Source organism: Microbacterium sp. LWO14-1.2 (genome assembly GCF_038397715.1).
In the GTDB taxonomy this organism is placed as follows: domain Bacteria; phylum Actinomycetota; class Actinomycetes; order Actinomycetales; family Microbacteriaceae; genus Microbacterium.
Map to the genome: position 1 here is coordinate 3,015,960 of NZ_CP151633.1, position 14,829 is coordinate 3,030,788.

General features: G+C 68.2%; 15 protein-coding genes. 5 read left to right on the forward strand and 10 right to left on the reverse strand.

The genetic code is table 11. From position 1 onward, the window contains the following. Positions 1–8 precede the first annotated feature (8 nt). From MRBLWO14_RS14530 to MRBLWO14_RS14555, 6 genes are all read right to left on the reverse strand, one after another. Positions 9–1,403 (reverse strand): aspartate aminotransferase family protein, encoded by a 1,395-nt coding sequence (locus MRBLWO14_RS14530; RefSeq protein WP_341933826.1) that lies wholly within the window; start codon positions 1,401–1,403, stop codon positions 9–11. Then, positions 1,400–1,867 (reverse strand): Lrp/AsnC family transcriptional regulator, encoded by a 468-nt coding sequence (locus tag MRBLWO14_RS14535; protein WP_096713803.1) that lies wholly within the window; start codon positions 1,865–1,867, stop codon positions 1,400–1,402. Before MRBLWO14_RS14535 ends, MRBLWO14_RS14530 begins: the two co-directional genes overlap by 4 nt. A gap of 86 nt (positions 1,868–1,953) precedes the next feature. Next, entirely contained in the window at positions 1,954–3,114 is a 1,161-nt protein-coding gene (locus tag MRBLWO14_RS14540; protein ID WP_341933827.1) for an acyl-CoA dehydrogenase family protein, read from the reverse strand. Then, the gene (locus MRBLWO14_RS14545; RefSeq protein ID WP_341933828.1) at positions 3,111–3,869 is read right to left on the reverse strand and encodes an alpha/beta hydrolase; all 759 of its coding nucleotides are present in this window, start codon (positions 3,867–3,869) and stop codon (positions 3,111–3,113) included. The genes MRBLWO14_RS14540 and MRBLWO14_RS14545 overlap by 4 nt, the downstream gene beginning before the upstream one ends. 56 nt (positions 3,870–3,925) lie before the next feature. Continuing rightward, positions 3,926–4,855, reverse strand: a complete 930-nt coding sequence (locus MRBLWO14_RS14550) for a sugar kinase (RefSeq protein ID WP_341933829.1) — start codon at positions 4,853–4,855, stop codon at positions 3,926–3,928. Next, positions 4,852–6,060: an MFS transporter gene (locus tag MRBLWO14_RS14555; protein ID WP_341933830.1), complete on the reverse strand. Its 1,209-nt coding sequence runs from the start codon at positions 6,058–6,060 to the stop codon at positions 4,852–4,854. Before MRBLWO14_RS14555 ends, MRBLWO14_RS14550 begins: the two co-directional genes overlap by 4 nt. Positions 6,061–6,450: 390 nt before the next feature. Here MRBLWO14_RS14555 and nrdH point away from each other — a divergent pair, with 390 nt between their 5' ends. The 4 genes from nrdH to nrdF are packed head-to-tail and all read left to right on the forward strand — an operon-like array spanning position 6,451 to position 10,307. Beyond that, the gene (gene nrdH, locus MRBLWO14_RS14560) at positions 6,451–6,684 is read left to right on the forward strand and encodes a glutaredoxin-like protein NrdH (protein ID WP_067118559.1); all 234 of its coding nucleotides are present in this window, start codon (positions 6,451–6,453) and stop codon (positions 6,682–6,684) included. 6 nt (positions 6,685–6,690) lie between these two features. Next, on the forward strand, positions 6,691–7,152 hold the full coding sequence (gene nrdI / locus MRBLWO14_RS14565) for a class Ib ribonucleoside-diphosphate reductase assembly flavoprotein NrdI (RefSeq protein WP_251587260.1): 462 nt from the start codon (positions 6,691–6,693) through the stop codon (positions 7,150–7,152). Beyond that, complete coding sequence (gene nrdE / locus MRBLWO14_RS14570; RefSeq protein WP_341933831.1) at positions 7,149–9,293, forward strand: class 1b ribonucleoside-diphosphate reductase subunit alpha; 2,145 nt, start codon at positions 7,149–7,151, stop codon at positions 9,291–9,293. Before nrdI ends, nrdE begins: the two co-directional genes overlap by 4 nt. A 33-nt stretch (positions 9,294–9,326) precedes the next feature. Next, a complete protein-coding gene (nrdF, locus tag MRBLWO14_RS14575) occupies positions 9,327–10,307 on the forward strand; it encodes a class 1b ribonucleoside-diphosphate reductase subunit beta (RefSeq protein ID WP_251587263.1) in 981 nt (326 codons plus the stop codon). A 61-nt stretch (positions 10,308–10,368) separates the two neighbouring features. On the opposite strand, the gene MRBLWO14_RS14580 is transcribed toward nrdF, so the two are convergent. Beyond that, entirely contained in the window at positions 10,369–11,535 is a 1,167-nt protein-coding gene (locus MRBLWO14_RS14580) for a serine/threonine-protein kinase (RefSeq protein WP_341933832.1), read from the reverse strand. Positions 11,536–11,540: 5 nt separating this feature from the next. After that, the gene (locus tag MRBLWO14_RS14585) at positions 11,541–11,804 is read right to left on the reverse strand and encodes a DUF6458 family protein (protein ID WP_341933833.1); all 264 of its coding nucleotides are present in this window, start codon (positions 11,802–11,804) and stop codon (positions 11,541–11,543) included. A gap of 139 nt (positions 11,805–11,943) precedes the next feature. Here MRBLWO14_RS14585 and MRBLWO14_RS14590 point away from each other — a divergent pair, with 139 nt between their 5' ends. After that, on the forward strand, positions 11,944–12,606 hold the full coding sequence (locus tag MRBLWO14_RS14590) for a helix-turn-helix domain-containing protein (protein ID WP_341933834.1): 663 nt from the start codon (positions 11,944–11,946) through the stop codon (positions 12,604–12,606). A 42-nt stretch (positions 12,607–12,648) separates the two neighbouring features. Here the strand turns inward: MRBLWO14_RS14590 and MRBLWO14_RS14595 are convergent, their stop codons facing one another. Both MRBLWO14_RS14595 and MRBLWO14_RS14600 read right to left on the reverse strand, forming a co-directional pair. Then, positions 12,649–13,371 carry an FCD domain-containing protein gene (locus MRBLWO14_RS14595; protein WP_341933835.1) on the reverse strand — a complete coding sequence of 241 codons (723 nt, stop codon included), beginning with the start codon at positions 13,369–13,371 and terminating at the stop codon, positions 12,649–12,651. A 14-nt stretch (positions 13,372–13,385) separates the two neighbouring features. Next, positions 13,386–14,828 carry an aldehyde dehydrogenase family protein gene (locus MRBLWO14_RS14600; RefSeq protein ID WP_341933836.1) on the reverse strand — a complete coding sequence of 481 codons (1,443 nt, stop codon included), beginning with the start codon at positions 14,826–14,828 and terminating at the stop codon, positions 13,386–13,388. Between the last annotated feature and the right edge of the window lies 1 nt (position 14,829).

Consider the following 14,829-nt stretch of genomic DNA (forward strand, 5'->3'; position numbering starts at 1 on the left):
CGGGCGCGCTAGAGCACGCCCTGGGCCTCCGTCAGCACACCGCGCAGGATCTGTCCGATCTCGCGGAACTCCGCGGGTCCGATCGTGAGCGGCGGAGCGAGCTGGATGACGGGGTCGCCGCGGTCGTCGGCGCGGCAGTACAGGCCGGCGTCGAAGAGCGCCGACGACAGGAACCCGCGCAGCAGCCGCTCGGACTCGTCGTCGTCGAACGTCTCCTTGGTCGCCTTGTCCTTCACCAGCTCGATGCCGAAGAAGTATCCGTCCCCGCGCACGTCGCCGACGAGCGGCAGATCGAGCAGCGTCTCGAGCTCGGCGCGGAACAGGGGCGAGTTCTCCCGCACGTGCGCGTTCAGACCCTCCTCGTCGAAGATGGCGAGGTTCTCGAGTGCGACGGCGGCCGACACGGGGTGTCCGCCGAACGTGTAGCCGTGCGGGAACGAGAGGTCGCCGTGCGAGAAGGGCTCGTAGATCCGGTCGCTGACGATCGTCGCGCCGATCGGGGAGTAGCCGCTGGTCATGCCCTTCGCGCAGGTGATCATGTCTGGCACGTATCCGAGACCGGTGCAGGCGAACGTGTGCCCGAGGCGGCCGAACGCGCAGATGACCTCGTCCGATACGAGCAGCACGTCGTACTTGTCGCAGATCTCGCGCACGCGGGCGAAGTATCCGGGAGGCGGTGGGAAGCAGCCGCCGGAGTTCTGCACCGGTTCGAGGAAGACGGCCGCGACGGTCTCCGGACCCTCGAACAGGATCATCTCCTCGATGCGGTTCGCGGCCCACAGGCCGAACGCCTCGAGGTCGTCCCCGGGGCCGCCCATCTCCTCCGCGCGGTAGAAGTTCGTGTTCGGCACGCGGAAGCCACCGGGGGTCACGGGTTCGAACATGGCCTTCATGGCGGGGATGCCGGTGATCGCGAGGGCGCCCTGGGGGGTGCCGTGGTAGGCGACGGCGCGCGAGATGACCTTGTGCTTGGCGGGCTTGCCCTGCAGCTTCCAGTAGTGCTTGGCGAGCTTGAAGGCCGTTTCGACGGCCTCTCCGCCGCCGGTCGAGAAGAACACGCGGTTGAGGTCGCCGGGCGCCTCGTCGGCGAGCCGGTCGGCGAGCTCGATCGCGGCCGGGTGCGCGTACGACCACAGCGGGAAGAAGGAGAGCTCGGATGCCTGGGCCGCCGCGGCCTCGGCGAGACGGCGCCGACCGTGGCCGGCGTTCACGACGAACAGCCCGGCGAGGCCGTCGATGTACTCCTTGCCCTTCGCGTCCCAGATGCGGTGCCCCTCGCCCTTGACGATGATCGGCACACCCGACTTCTCCATCGTGGACTGCCGGGTGAAGTGCATCCACAGGTGGTCCTTGGCCATCGCCTGGAGCTCGGGCTCGGACGGGGTGGTGCGGTGCGTGCTCATCTGGTCCCCCAGTTGTAGAGCTGCTTCTGCAGCTTGGCGTAGATGAAGGTCTCGGTCGACAGGACGCCGTCGATCGGACGGATGCTGTCGTTGATCAGGGCGAGCAGGTCTTCGTCGTCCTCGCAGACGACCTCGGCGAGGATGTCGAAGGCTCCGACCGTGATCACGACGTAGTCGATGGCCTGGATCGCCGCGATCTCCTCGGCGACGACGCGGGTGTCGCCGGAGACGCGGATGCCGATCATCGCCTGGCGGCGGAAGCCGAGCTGCATCGGGTCGGTCACGGCGACGATCTGCATGACGCCGGCCTCGGTGAGGCGCTGCACGCGCTGGCGTACGGCGGCCTCGCTGAGTCCGACGGCGCGGCCGATGTCGGAGTAGGAGCGGCGTCCGTCCTCCTGCAGCAGTTCGATGATCGTCTTGGAGACATCGTCGAGGGTGGGATGTTTCTTCGAGGACGGCATGATGCGATCCTCGCACTGAGATCGGCTCTCGGCAACCGATTCCGCAGATCCGTGTCGCAGGGAGTGCGAAATAGCTCCGTCAGAGGTCAGGACTCCACGGGGCCGAGCCAGGCCGTCGCCGCGGTCGAGTGCGCGGATTCGGGGTCGGAGGGGTGGAAGGCGCCGGCGAGCACGTCGCGGTACAGGCGCGAGAGCTCGTTGGCGGAGAAGTACGAGCCGCCGCCTGCCACGAGCATCGCCTGGTCGACGACGTGCTTCGCGGTCGTGACGGCGCGGTGCTTGAGACCGGACAGGAGGGTGAACCAGCGGGCACCGTGGTCGGTCCGCTCGTCGACGTCGCGGGCGAGTGCGGCGATCTGCGGGGGCAGAGCGTCGTAGGCGAGACCCATGTCGGCGACGCGCCAGCGGATGTCGGGATCCTGGCTGTACGAGGTGCCGGTGCGCTTCGACCGTCGCGTCCGCGCGGTCTGCACCGCGAGGTCCAGCGCGCGGCGGGCGATACCCGTGTAGACGGAGGCGAGGAGGATCTCGAACACCGAGAAGATGCCGAACACGATGGGATCGGGGGTCGGTCCCGCGTCGATGCGGCGCACCACGTGCGCGGCATCCGCGATCGCTCCGTCCAGGCGCGTCGTCCTGCTCTGCGTGCCGCGCATGCCCAGGGTGTCCCAGTCGTCGCTCGTGACGACCGCGTCGCTGCGCTCGACGAACGCGAAGACGAGCTTCGGTGCGTCCTCGCTCGTGGTGTCGAGGCCGTGCAGGCCCAGCCGCGTCCACACCGGGGCGAGCGAGGTGAAGATCTTGGTGCCGGTGAACGCGTACCCGCCGTCGCCGGTGGGCACGGCATCCGTGTCGCTCCCGAAGAGCACGAGGTCGTTGCCGCCCTCGCTGATGCCGAAGGCGAAGACCTCGCCGGCGACAGCACCGTCCTGCACGAACTCCAGGCCTGGGACGCCTCGATCGCTGAAGACCTTCGCGACGCCGGTCCAGACGAGGTGCATGTTGATCGCGAGAGCGGTCGCCGGTGCCGCCGTGGCCAGGCGCTGCTGCAGGACGGCGGCCTCGGCCAGCCCGAGGCCGGCGCCGCCCCGCTCGGCGGGCACGAGGATCGAGAGGTATCCGGCGTCGCGGAGCTCGTCGAGGTCCTGCTGGGGGAAGGTGTTGTCGCGGTCGTGCAGCGGCGCTCGTTCGCGGATGCGGTCGAGCAGGTCGTCGGGCAGATGGGTCGACGGGTCGAATGCGCTCATGCGAGGGCCTCCTTCAGCTGACGGATCGAGTCCTCCGGCCTGTCGCGGTGGAGCGAGTGGCCCGCGCCTTCGACGACGGACATCGTGATGAGGGGGTTCGCAGCGAGCACCGACCGCGCGACCTCACCGGTGAAGATGCTGTAGACGTCGGGGTCGGAGCCGATCACGTGCGTCGGCACGGTCAGCCGCGCGGCGTCGGCCGTGACGTCCCACGGGGTGTTCTGCACGCTGGTCTGCTCGACGGCCCAGGCGCTCGTGCGTCGCACGGCGTCGATTTTGAGCTCCCAGTCCTGCGGATGCCAGTGCGGGTGCTCCTGGCGGACGAGCTCGATCCGGTTGTCGGCGAACGCCCGTTCCTGGCTCTTCCGCACGATCGCCGCATCGCGGCCGTCGACGAGGATGGCCGGGTCGAGCAGCACCAGTCGCGCGGTCCACTCGGGAGAGGATGCCGCGGCGACCGTGCTCGCGGCTCCGCCGAGCGAGTGGCCGACCACGGCATCCCATCGCCCGCCGCCCGTGGGCAGGGTCGAGACGAGATCGGCGCCGTACGCCTGCACCGAGTAGTCGAGGGCGCGGGGAGCGTCGCCGTGGCCGCGCAGGTCGATCGCGGTCGCGTGCCATCCGGCTGCGGCCAGGGCATCGCCGAGACGCCACATCAGCGCTCCCGATGAGCCGAGGCCGTGCACGAGCAGGGCGCGGCGGGCGGACGACGGATCGCCCCAGCAGAGGCGGGGGAGGGTGAGCGGCGAGGCCATGCTCTCAGCCTACGACCGCCGTCCGACAGCCGGTCCGGTGCGCCTGCGCCGGGCGCTCAGTCGAGGGGTGGCAGGTCTCCGTGCGTCGTGAGCACGCGGGCCGCTGCCGTGTGCCCCGCGGACAGGCGCTCCGCCAGGTCGGCGCCCTCGAGCGTCGCCGCCAGGAACCCCGAGGCGAACGCGTCGCCCGCTCCGACCGGCTCGACGACCTCGACGCGCGGAGCGGGCACGAACACCGGCTCGTCGTCGCCGGAGAACGCGGTGGCGCCCACGTCGCCGTCCTTCACGACGAGCAGTCCGCACTGCGGGAGGTATGCGCGGATGTCGGATGCCTTCGCGGTGCCCCAGATGCGCTCCGCCTCGTCGCGGCCGACGAACGCGATGTCCGCGGAATCGGCGAGACGGGCGAGCGTCTGCGCTGCGTCCTCCTTGCTCCACAGGGCGCGGCGGTCGTTGACGTCGAACGAGACCACGGCTCCGGCCGCGCGGGCGTCGACGTACAGCTGGTCGACCATGTGGCGGCACGTGGCGGAGAGCGCGGGCGTGATGCCCGTCGTGTGCACGATGCGCACCCCGGCGAGGGCGTCGGCGTCGAGGAAGCCCCGGTCCATGAGAGAGGCTGCTGACCCGCGGCGGTAGTAGTAGACCGACGACGATTCGACGCCGGGGTCCTTGAACATCACGCCGGTCGGGGTGGTCTCGTCGGTCGTCACCCACAGGTCGACGCCGCGGCCGGAGAGCTCGGCGGCGATGCGCTCGCCGAACGGGTCGGCGCCGAGACGAGACGCCCAGGCGGCCCGGTGGCCGGCCGCGACGAGGCCCACGGCGACGTTGCCCTCGGCGCCTGCGATGCCGAACGCCGCGGTCTCGGTCTCGACGAGGGGAGCGCCGATGGCGGTGACGAGCCCCATGGACTCGCCCACGCAGACGACCTCGACGGGGGTCTCCGCATCGTTCGGGTGCGAGGAGGGGATTGCTGTGCTCATGAGGGTGTGACCGCCAGGGGTTCGGTGTCGGGATGGGGGCTCGCGTCGCGGTGACGCAGGTCGGGGAAGGAGCGGACGAAGACGACGGAGACGATGAGGCCGACCGCGGCGAAGATCGTCGCGGCGAGGTAGGCGCCACGAGGGTCGGTCGCGTCGACGAGGAAGCCGGCCACGGCGGATCCGGCGGCGGCCCCGATCAGCTGGCCGGTGCCTGTCCAGCCGAACGCCTCCGCTGTCTCGCTGAACTTGACGCTCGCCGACGTGATCGCGAAGAGCACGGCGAGTGCGGGGGCGATCCCGATTCCCGCGACGATGAGGGTGCCGCCCAGCCAGAAGACGTTGAGCGAGATCATCGTCAGGGCGAGGCCGACGGTGACGATCAGCAGCCGGCGGGCCATGGCCCAGGGGCCGATCGGGATATGCCCGAACGCGAGTCCGCCGGCCAGGCTGCCGACCGAGAACACCGCAAGGACGAGTCCGGCCGCGAGGCTCCCGTGCTCGAACGTGGCGACGACCCCGACCTCGACGGCGGCGCAGGCCCCGATGAGGAGGAAGCCGACGACCGTGGCGAGGAGCACGGGGGGCTTGAGCACGACCTTGCCGAGGGCGTTGCGGCTGCGGGGGATGCGCACCCGGCCGACCTCGGGGGAGAGGATGAACCACGCCGCGCCGCCGACGAGGATGACGGCGACGAGCAGCAGTCCCTCCATCGTGCCCACCTGGGTCGAGACCAGCGTGATGACGACGGGCGCCAGGATCCAGATGATCTCCTGCAGCGAGGCGTCGAGGGAGAACAGCGGCGTGAGCTGCGACGAGTTCACGAGCTTGGGGTAGATCGTGCGGACGGCGGCCTGAATGGGAGGGGTCGCGAGGCCGGCGACCATGCCGAACGCCATGTAGCCGGGGACGTTGAGCGGCAGCAGCGCGAGTGCGAGCACGGCCAGCACGCACACGGCGCTCGTGAGGGTGAGCACGCGGCGCATGCCCCAGACACCCATCCATCGGCTCGTGATGGGTCCGGCGACGGCCTGCCCGACGCTCGTCGCGGCGAGCACGAGGCCCGCGGATCCGTACGAACCGGTCTGCTGCTCGACGTGCAGGAGGATCGCCAGGGAGGTCATGCCGCTGGGGAAGCGCGCGGTCAGCTGCGCCGCGATCATGCGCGCCACTCCGGGCGTGCGAAGAAGGTCCTGATATCCCGCCACCCGACAACGCTACCGGCACCGGGGCGACCCTCGTGAGGTCGGCCGATCGGCGACACGCCGCGACACGCCGAACAGCACTTTCCACAGAAAATCGGATGTCGGTGGTCGGTCGTATCGTGCCCCCTGTGGATGGATGACTCCCAGGGTCCTCCCAGCCGCGATTTCCCGCGGTTCGCGACCTCCGCCGACGGCCCTCCGCCTGTGGAAGAAACGGTGGAGAACCTGTGTTGTATCAGTGGAGAGCGGTGGAAAACTACACGGATGTAACTACTACCCCTTGTGGTCGCTCTGAATGTCCGTCCCTATATGTAGTATTGAGTTCCCGGTGAGGGTCTACCGGACAAACGCCTGATCACCACAGGCCAGAGATTTGAGGGGAAGCCGAAAAAGATGTCGATCACGGTCTACACCAAGCCGTCCTGCGTCCAGTGCAACGCGACTTACCGCGCGCTCGATGCGAAGGGTATCGAGTACGAGATCCACGACCTGTCGGAAGACCCGGCAGCCCTCGAGCAGGTCAAGTCGCTCGGCTACATGCAGGCTCCCGTCGTCGTCACCGACGAGGACCACTGGTCGGGCTTCCGTCCCGACAAGATCGACGAGCTCGCCTCGCGCCTGGCCTGACACACCATGAGCGCCGTCGCGACCGCTGCGCCGCTCCTGGTCTACTTCTCCAGCGTGTCGGGCAACACCGCGCGCTTCATCGAGAAGCTGGGTCTCCCCGCCCGGCGCATCCCTCTCCACCGGCAGGAGGAGGGCCTCGTCATCGACGAGCCCTTCGTGCTGGTCACCCCCACCTACGGCGGGGGTGAGGGGAGGGGAGTCGAGCGGGGAGCCGTTCCCAAACAGGTGATCCGGTTCCTCAACGACGAACGCAACCGACGTCACATCCGCGGAGTCATCTCCGCAGGAAACACCAACTTCGGCGACGCCTTCTGCCTCGCCGGCGACATCATCAGCCGCAAGTGCCACGTGCCTCACTTGTACCGGCTAGAGATCTTCGGCACACAGGACGACGTTGATCGCGTGAGCGACGGATTGGAACGACGGTGGGTATCGCAGTGGAAGAGCATGCAGGACACGGCGCAGTGACGGAGACCGCGGCGTTCAAGGTGAACCCCGCGTACGAGGGGCTGGACTACCACGCCCTCAACGCGATGCTGAATCTCTACGACGCGAACGGGAAGATCCAGTTCGACGCCGACAAGCGGGCGGCGCGGGAGTACTTCCTCCAGCACGTCAACCAGAACACGGTGTTCTTCCACTCCCTCAAGGAGCGGCTCGACTACCTCGTCGAGAAGGAGTACTACGAGGGCTCCGTCATCGACAAGTACTCGTTCGACTTCATCCAGAAGCTCAACGACCTCGCCTACTCGAAGAAGTTCCGCTTCGAGACGTTCCTCGGGGCGTTCAAGTACTACACCAGCTACACGCTCAAGACGTTCGACGGCAAGCGCTACCTCGAGCGGTTCGAGGACCGCGTCGTGATGACGGCCCTCGGCCTGGCCGACGGCGACGAGAAGCTCGCCGTCAACCTCGTCGAGGAGATCATCTCCGGTCGCTTCCAGCCGGCCACCCCCACCTTCCTCAACGCGGGCAAGGCGCAGCGCGGCGAGCTGGTCAGCTGCTTCCTGCTGCGCATCGAAGACAACATGGAGTCGATCGCCCGCGGCATCAACTCCGCCCTGCAGCTGTCGAAGCGCGGCGGCGGCGTGGCGCTCCTGCTCTCGAACATCCGCGAGTCGGGCGCCCCGATCAAGCAGATCGAGAACCAGTCGTCCGGCATCATCCCCGTGATGAAGCTCCTCGAAGACAGCTTCAGCTACGCCAACCAGCTCGGCGCGCGTCAGGGCGCCGGTGCGGTGTACCTCAACGCCCACCACCCCGACATCATGCGCTTCCTCGACACCAAGCGCGAGAACGCCGACGAGAAGATCCGCATCAAGACGCTGTCGCTCGGCGTCGTGGTTCCCGACATCACGTTCGAGCTCGCGAAGAACGGCGAGGACATGTACCTCTTCTCGCCGTACGACGTCGAGAAGGTCTACGGCGTCCCGTTCGGCGACATCTCGGTCACCGAGAAGTACCGCGAGATGGTCGACGACCCGCGCATCAAGAAGACGAAGATCAACGCGCGCGAGTTCTTCCAGACCGTCGCCGAGATCCAGTTCGAGTCCGGCTACCCGTACGTCATGTTCGAGGACACGGTGAACAAGGCGAACCCGATCAAGGGTCGCATCAACATGTCGAACCTCTGCAGCGAGATCCTGCAGGTGAACACGCCGACGACGTACAACGACGACCTGTCGTACGACCAGATCGGCAAGGACATCTCCTGCAACCTCGGCTCGATGAACATCGCGCTGTCGATGGATGCCGACGACCTCGGCCAGACGGTCGAGACAGCGATCCGCGCGCTCACCGCGGTGAGCGACCAGAGCCACATCGGCTCGGTGCGCTCGATCGAAGACGGCAACGACCGCTCCCACGCGATCGGTCTCGGCCAGATGAACCTGCACGGCTACCTCGCCCGCGAGCACGTCTACTACGGCTCGGAGGAGGGTGTCGACTTCACGAACATCTACTTCTACACGGTGCTGTTCCACGCACTGCGCGCCTCGAACAACCTCGCGATCGAGCGCAAGCAGACGTTCGACGGGTTCGAGGACTCGACGTACGCGTCGGGCGAGTTCTTCGACAAGTACATCGATCAGGCGTGGGTGCCGGCGACCGACAAGGTCAAGGAGCTCTTCGCGGGCAAGCACATCCCGACGCAGCAGGACTGGGTCGAGCTGAAGGAGAGCATCCAGAAGCACGGCATCTACAATCAGAACCTGCAGGCCGTGCCGCCGACCGGCTCGATCTCGTACATCAACAACTCGACGTCGTCGATCCACCCGATCGCGTCGAAGATCGAGATCCGCAAGGAAGGCAAGCTCGGTCGTGTGTACTACCCGGCTGCGTTCATGACGAACGACAATCTGGAGTACTACCAGGACGCGTACGAGATCGGCTACGAGAAGGTCATCGACACGTACGCCGCGGCCACGCAGCACGTCGACCAGGGCCTGTCGCTGACGCTGTTCTTCAAGGACACCGCCACCACGCGCGACATCAACAAGGCGCAGATCTACGCATGGCGCAAGGGCATCAAGACGATCTACTACATCCGTCTCCGTCAGCTGGCGCTCGAGGGCACCGACATGACCGAGTGCGTCTCCTGCATGCTCTGACCCGTCGACAGCGACCAGGAACAAGGAACGAACATGACCCCCCACCCCCCGCTCAAGCTCGTCGACAGCGTGCAGGCGATCAACTGGAACCGGATCCAGGACGACAAGGACCTCGAGGTCTGGAACCGTCTGGTGAACAACTTCTGGCTGCCCGAGAAGGTGCCGCTGTCGAACGACGTGCAGTCGTGGAACACGCTCACCCCTGACGAGCAGCTGCTCACGATGCGCGTCTTCACCGGTCTGACGCTGCTCGACACGATCCAGGGCACCGTCGGCGCCGTGTCGCTCATCCCCGATGCGATCACACCGCACGAGGAGGCCGTCTACACGAACATCGCGTTCATGGAGTCGGTGCACGCGAAGAGCTACTCCTCGATCTTCTCGACGCTCGCGTCGACCAAGGAGATCGATGAGGCGTTCCGGTGGTCCACCGAGAACCCGAACCTTCAGAAGAAGGCTCAGATCATCATGGACTACTACCAGGGCGACGACCCGCTCAAGCGCAAGGTGGCCTCGACCCTGCTCGAGTCGTTCCTGTTCTACTCGGGCTTCTACCTGCCGATCTACTGGTCGTCGAAGGCGAAGCTCACGAACACGGCCGACCTGATCCGCCTCATCATCCGTGACGAGGCGGTGCACGGCTACTACATCGGCTACAAGTTCCAGCGGGGTCTGGAGACGGCCACGCAGCAGCGTCGTGACGAGCTCAAGGACTACACGTTCTCGCTGCTCTACGAGCTGTACGACAACGAGGTGCAGTACACGCAGGACCTCTACGACGGAGTCGGCCTGACCGAGGACGTCAAGAAGTTCCTGCACTACAACGCCAACAAGGCGCTCATGAACCTCGGCTACGAGGCGATGTTCCCCTCGACGGTGACGAACGTGAACCCGGCGATCCTGTCGGCGCTCTCGCCGAACGCCGACGAGAACCACGACTTCTTCTCGGGGTCGGGCTCGTCGTACGTGATCGGCAAGGCCGAGGCCACGGAAGACGAGGACTGGGACTTCTGACCCACGACCGCCCCCGGTAGCGGGGGCATCGCCGCAGAGTGCTCAAGCCCTCGCCCGCTCCTCAGTCATGAGGATGCAGGCGGGGGCTTGTCCACGTCACGGTCGCGGGAGAGCCGTCTCCCGTGTACTCGGCGCCCGCGGCGGAGCTCAGCGCGGTGATGAGCAGTATGCTGCCGAACATGATCGCGGCAGCGACGACGAGCGCGACGACGATGGCGCGATGGAGGCGGTTCGCCCTCTCGGCATCGGGTGCCACGACCGGTTCGTCTGGTACCTCCGCGGAGCGCAGCAGTCGCGCGAGGTCGGGGGCGGTCGTCGCCGCAAGATGAGACGCGGGAAGGCGTGGTCGCCGGTCGCGGCGCAGGGGCCCCGGTCGCGTCGTCGCCGTTCCGAGGTCGGATGCCCGGTCGGCGACCTCAGACGCAGACAGCCTCGCGGAAGGATCGATCGTGGTCATCGCGCTCATCAACGACTTCCACCCGTAGCCGAGCGCGCCGGGAATGGCCGGGGGCGACGAGAGCCGGCCGACGATGGTGTTCTGCAGGGAGTCGGTGTCGAACGGGTGTTTCTGCGTGAGCGCTTCGAGGACGACGAGCCCGAGCGAGTACACGTCGGAGGCAGGCCCGGTCGTCTCTCCGCGGACCTGTTCCGGTGCCAGGTAGGCGGCGGTGCCCATGATCGCGCCGGGTGCCGTGAGTCGTGCCGCGTCGACGAGGTGCGCGATGCCGAAGTCGGCCAGGACCGCCTCGAAGGGCGCCGCGGCGTCTTCGGTCGGTCTCAGCAGGACGTTGGCCGGTTTGATGTCTCGGTGGACGATCCCCGCGGCGTGGACCGCGGCGAGTCCGGCTGCGATCTGGCTCAGCCATCCCGCCATCTCCGGGCCGTCGAGGGGGCCCTGGTCCATCCGCTCGCGGAGAGTCGGCCCTGCCACGAGCTCCATCACGAGGAACGCATGGTCCGTGGCGCCGATGTGCGCGTCGTAGAGGGTCACCAGCGACGGGTGGTCGAGCGCGGCAAGCGCCAGTGCTTCGGCGCTTCGCCGCTGCGAGGCGACGTGGTCGGTCGGGTCGATCGAGAAGAGCTTCACGGCCACGTCTCGGCCGAGGATCTCGTCGCGAGCGCGATAGACCCTCGCCATTCCGCCCGATCCGATGCGTCGGATCAGGCGGTACCGTCCCGCGAGCAGCCCGCCCGTCTCAGGGAGACCTGCTCGCAGGAGGTCGGTCATGCCCGTCAGACGATCGGGTCGCCGTTGTCGCTCGTGCGACGGGTCGTCACGCGCTCGCCCGTGGCGGGGTCGACAGCGGTGCGGGCCGTCGAGACGGTCGAACGACGGCGCATCACCAGCACGAGGCTGATGAGGAACACCACGACACCGGCCGCCATCAGGATGTAGCCGATGAGATCGAGGTTGACGACTCCGCCCAGGTCCACGTTCACTGCGAACGCCAGGATGGCGCCGATCACGAACAGAGCGATTCCGCTTCCGATGCCCATGCTGATCCTCCTTGAGAGTCATGGCTCTGTGTTAGGTTGACCTAACAGTGAGCTGTCGCGGGTGCGACGTTCGCTCAAACTGTATTGAGTAATCGGGCATCCCGGCATGGGCTGGCGCCCGCTCCCGGGGTGGTGCATAATGACCGATCTGCAACGGCGATCGGATGCTTTCGCCGCCCTCGCCGATCCCAACCGGCTGCGCGTCGTCGACCTCCTGACCGTCGGCGACCTGTCCCCGAGCGAGATCTCCGCTCAGCTGGGGATGGCGTCCAACCTCGTCGCCTTCCACCTGGGAGTCCTGGAGGACCAGGGGATCGTGCGTCGCACCAGGTCCGAGGGCGATCGACGGAGGAGCTACCTGAGATTCCTTCCCGAGGTGTTCCAGTCGATGGAGCCGGCTCCCGTGCATGTGCGCGGCAAGGTCATCTTCGTCTGCACGGCGAATTCCGCACGCTCGCAGCTGGCCGAAGCGCTGTGGTCGACGGTGAGCGAGATCCCGGTGCTGTCCGCGGGCACGGATCCCGGCTCCGCGGTGAACCCCGGCGCACTGGCTGCTGCTCGCCGGCACGGCTTCGACCTCGTCCGTGATGCCCGGCCGAAGACGCTGGACGAGGTCGTCCAGAGCGGTGACTACCTCATCAGCGTGTGCGATCGCGCCCACGAGAAGCTCTCCGGCCGTGACGACGCCCACTGGTCGATCCCGGACCCCGCGATCACCGGGACCGAGGCGGCCTTCGACCGGGCCGTCGAGGATCTGCGCGACCGCGTGTCCCGGGTGGCTCCGCGGTTGATCGCCGCCTGACAGCACGCGTGGCGCTCGGCGCCGCTCAGTTCTCGGCGCCGCTCAGTTCTCGACGACGCGCGTGAACTCCTCGTGCGTGGTCTGCAGGTGCGCGCGCATCGCGGCGTCCGCCGCCGCGGCATCGCCTCGCCGCACGGCATCCAGGATCCGCTGGTGCGCGTGCCAGCTCGATTCCTTCACGAAGTCGAAGCTCATGAGGTCGACGGGCTCGAACATCCGCACGCGCGCCTCTTCGACGGCATCCCTCACGAAGGAGTTGCCCGAGGCCTCGGCGAGGGCGATGTGGAAGTCGGTGTCCGCGATCCGCGAGCCCGCTTTGGTGTCGGCGGCCGCGAGGTCGCGCTGCGCCTGCTCCATCGCCTCCAGATCGGCCTCGCTGCGGCGCGCGGCGGCGAGCGCTGCTCCGCCGGATTCGACGATCGCGCGGAACTCGGTGAGCTCTCCGATCTCGCCCGAGCGCGTACGCACCTCCTCGCGGATGAGACGGGGGTCGAGCGCGGCATCCTGCACGAACGCCCCGCCGGACGCGCCGCGCGAGATCACGATCTGGCCGCTGCCCTCCAGAATCCGCAGAGCCTGACGCAGCGTCTCGCGGGAGACGCCGAGCTGTTCCGCGAGGCGGCGCTCGGGTGGCAGCCGATCTCCGGGACGGATGCGACCGAGCGCCATCTCGCGCCGGAGGAAGCCTGCGACGGCCTGATAGCCGGAGACGGGCTGGAGCACGACACGCGAGAAGTCGTGCGGCGCGTCGTCACGCTCACTCATCCGTCGTCCTCCGGTCAGAGGGGAAGGCCGGGGCGGTCGCAGCCCACGATCCGCTTCCCCACGAAGAAGTCAAGCACATCGTCGTCGCCGTGACCGCCGAGGCCGCTCGCGCCGAAGAAGCTCTGCGCGGAGTCCGGCGACATGTCGAGCACGCTGGTGCCGTTGATCTTCACCTCGCCGGCGACGAGTCGGCTGCCGAGCGCCTCCGCCGCCTCGCGATCCGCGCTGAACACGTACCCGGCGAGGCCGACCTGTCCGGTGTTGGCGAGCGCCACCGCCTCCTCCTCGTCGGAGTATCCGCCGACGAGGATCATGGGTCCGAAGACCTCTTCGGCGAGACCCGGGCCGTCGAGCACGGCGACCGTCGGCTCGAAGAACCACCCCTTGTCGGAGACGCGGTCGACGCGGAGCACCTCGGCCCCCTGCTGCGCGAGGAGATCCCGCTGGGCGACGAGCTCGTCTCGGCGGGCGGCGAACGCGACAGGACCAACGTCGGTCGCGTCGTCGAGGCTGGATCCGATCGTCCGGCGACGGAACTCGGCGATCAGCAGACGCGCGAGCTCCTCCCGCCGCGCCCGGTCGACGAGCACGCGCCGGGGTGCCTCGCACCACTGGCCCGACAGCTTCAGCACGCCGTCGGCGAGCGCCGTCGCGGTCTTCGCGAGGTCGGCATCGGCGCGTACGACCGCCGGGTTGTTCGAGCCCAGTTCCAGTTGCAGCCGAGCGAAGCGCGGGGCGGCGGTCGCGGCGATCGCGCGCCCGGTCGGCGTGGATCCGGTCATCGAGATGGCCGCGATGCGCTCGTCCGCCACGAGGGCGCGGCCCACTGCTCCGCCGCCCTGGACCAGACCCACCACCCCCTCGGGGATGCCGACGGCACGTGCGCCCTCCAGCAGCAGCTGAGCGCTCCACGGGGAGAACGACGACGGCTTGAGCACCACGGTCGCCCCTGCCGCGAGCGCGAACGCGGTCTTCTTGACGGCCATCGCCGACGGCGCGTTCCACGGCAGGATGAGCGCGGTCGGACCCCACGGTACGCGGTGCAGGCGCACTCCGCCCTGATCCGAGGGGAGGTCGCGCACGTCGCCGATCGCGACAGCCCGACGCGCGGCATCCCGGAGCGTGGCTCCGTTCGCGCCGCCGAACAGACGCGTGACCGAGATCGGCACCCCGCTGTTGAGGGCGTCGAGGCGTGCGACCTCCTCCGCGCGTCCGTCGAGCCAGTCGGCGAGCGCGATCAGTCTGTCCGCTCGCCGCTCGGGTGCGAGGCCCCGCCAGCGTCCGTCGTCATGCGCGCCGTGCGCGGCGGCCACGGCGCGGTCCACCTGGTCGAGGGAGCTCGACGCGGAGGCGGCGAGCGCTTCTCCCGTGTTCGGGTCGTGCAGCCAGGTGCCGTCGGTCTCGGAGCTCTCCTCGGCGACGCCGCCGATCCAGGTCCGCAGAGCGGGGTAGGTCATC

Bases quoted from the DNA above. Each gene is read 5' to 3' on its own strand.
- MRBLWO14_RS14540 (WP_341933827.1), bottom strand. From the start codon at position 3,114: ATGAGCGCATTCGACCCGTCGACCCATCTGCCCGACGACCTGCTCGAC.
- MRBLWO14_RS14530 (WP_341933826.1), bottom strand. From the start codon at position 1,403: ATGAGCACGCACCGCACCACCCCGTCCGAGCCCGAGCTCCAGGCGATG.
- nrdH (WP_067118559.1), top strand. From the start codon at position 6,451: ATGTCGATCACGGTCTACACCAAGCCGTCCTGCGTCCAGTGCAACGCG.
- MRBLWO14_RS14595 (WP_341933835.1), bottom strand. From the start codon at position 13,371: ATGAGTGAGCGTGACGACGCGCCGCACGACTTCTCGCGTGTCGTGCTC.
- MRBLWO14_RS14600 (WP_341933836.1), bottom strand. From the start codon at position 14,828: ATGACCTACCCCGCTCTGCGGACCTGGATCGGCGGCGTCGCCGAGGAG.
- MRBLWO14_RS14545 (WP_341933828.1), bottom strand. From the start codon at position 3,869: ATGGCCTCGCCGCTCACCCTCCCCCGCCTCTGCTGGGGCGATCCGTCG.
- MRBLWO14_RS14585 (WP_341933833.1), bottom strand. From the start codon at position 11,804: ATGGGCATCGGAAGCGGAATCGCTCTGTTCGTGATCGGCGCCATCCTG.
- MRBLWO14_RS14590 (WP_341933834.1), top strand. From the start codon at position 11,944: ATGACCGATCTGCAACGGCGATCGGATGCTTTCGCCGCCCTCGCCGAT.
- nrdF (WP_251587263.1), top strand. From the start codon at position 9,327: ATGACCCCCCACCCCCCGCTCAAGCTCGTCGACAGCGTGCAGGCGATC.
- MRBLWO14_RS14535 (WP_096713803.1), bottom strand. From the start codon at position 1,867: ATGCCGTCCTCGAAGAAACATCCCACCCTCGACGATGTCTCCAAGACG.
- MRBLWO14_RS14580 (WP_341933832.1), bottom strand. From the start codon at position 11,535: ATGACCGACCTCCTGCGAGCAGGTCTCCCTGAGACGGGCGGGCTGCTC.
- MRBLWO14_RS14550 (WP_341933829.1), bottom strand. From the start codon at position 4,855: ATGAGCACAGCAATCCCCTCCTCGCACCCGAACGATGCGGAGACCCCC.
- nrdI (WP_251587260.1), top strand. From the start codon at position 6,691: ATGAGCGCCGTCGCGACCGCTGCGCCGCTCCTGGTCTACTTCTCCAGC.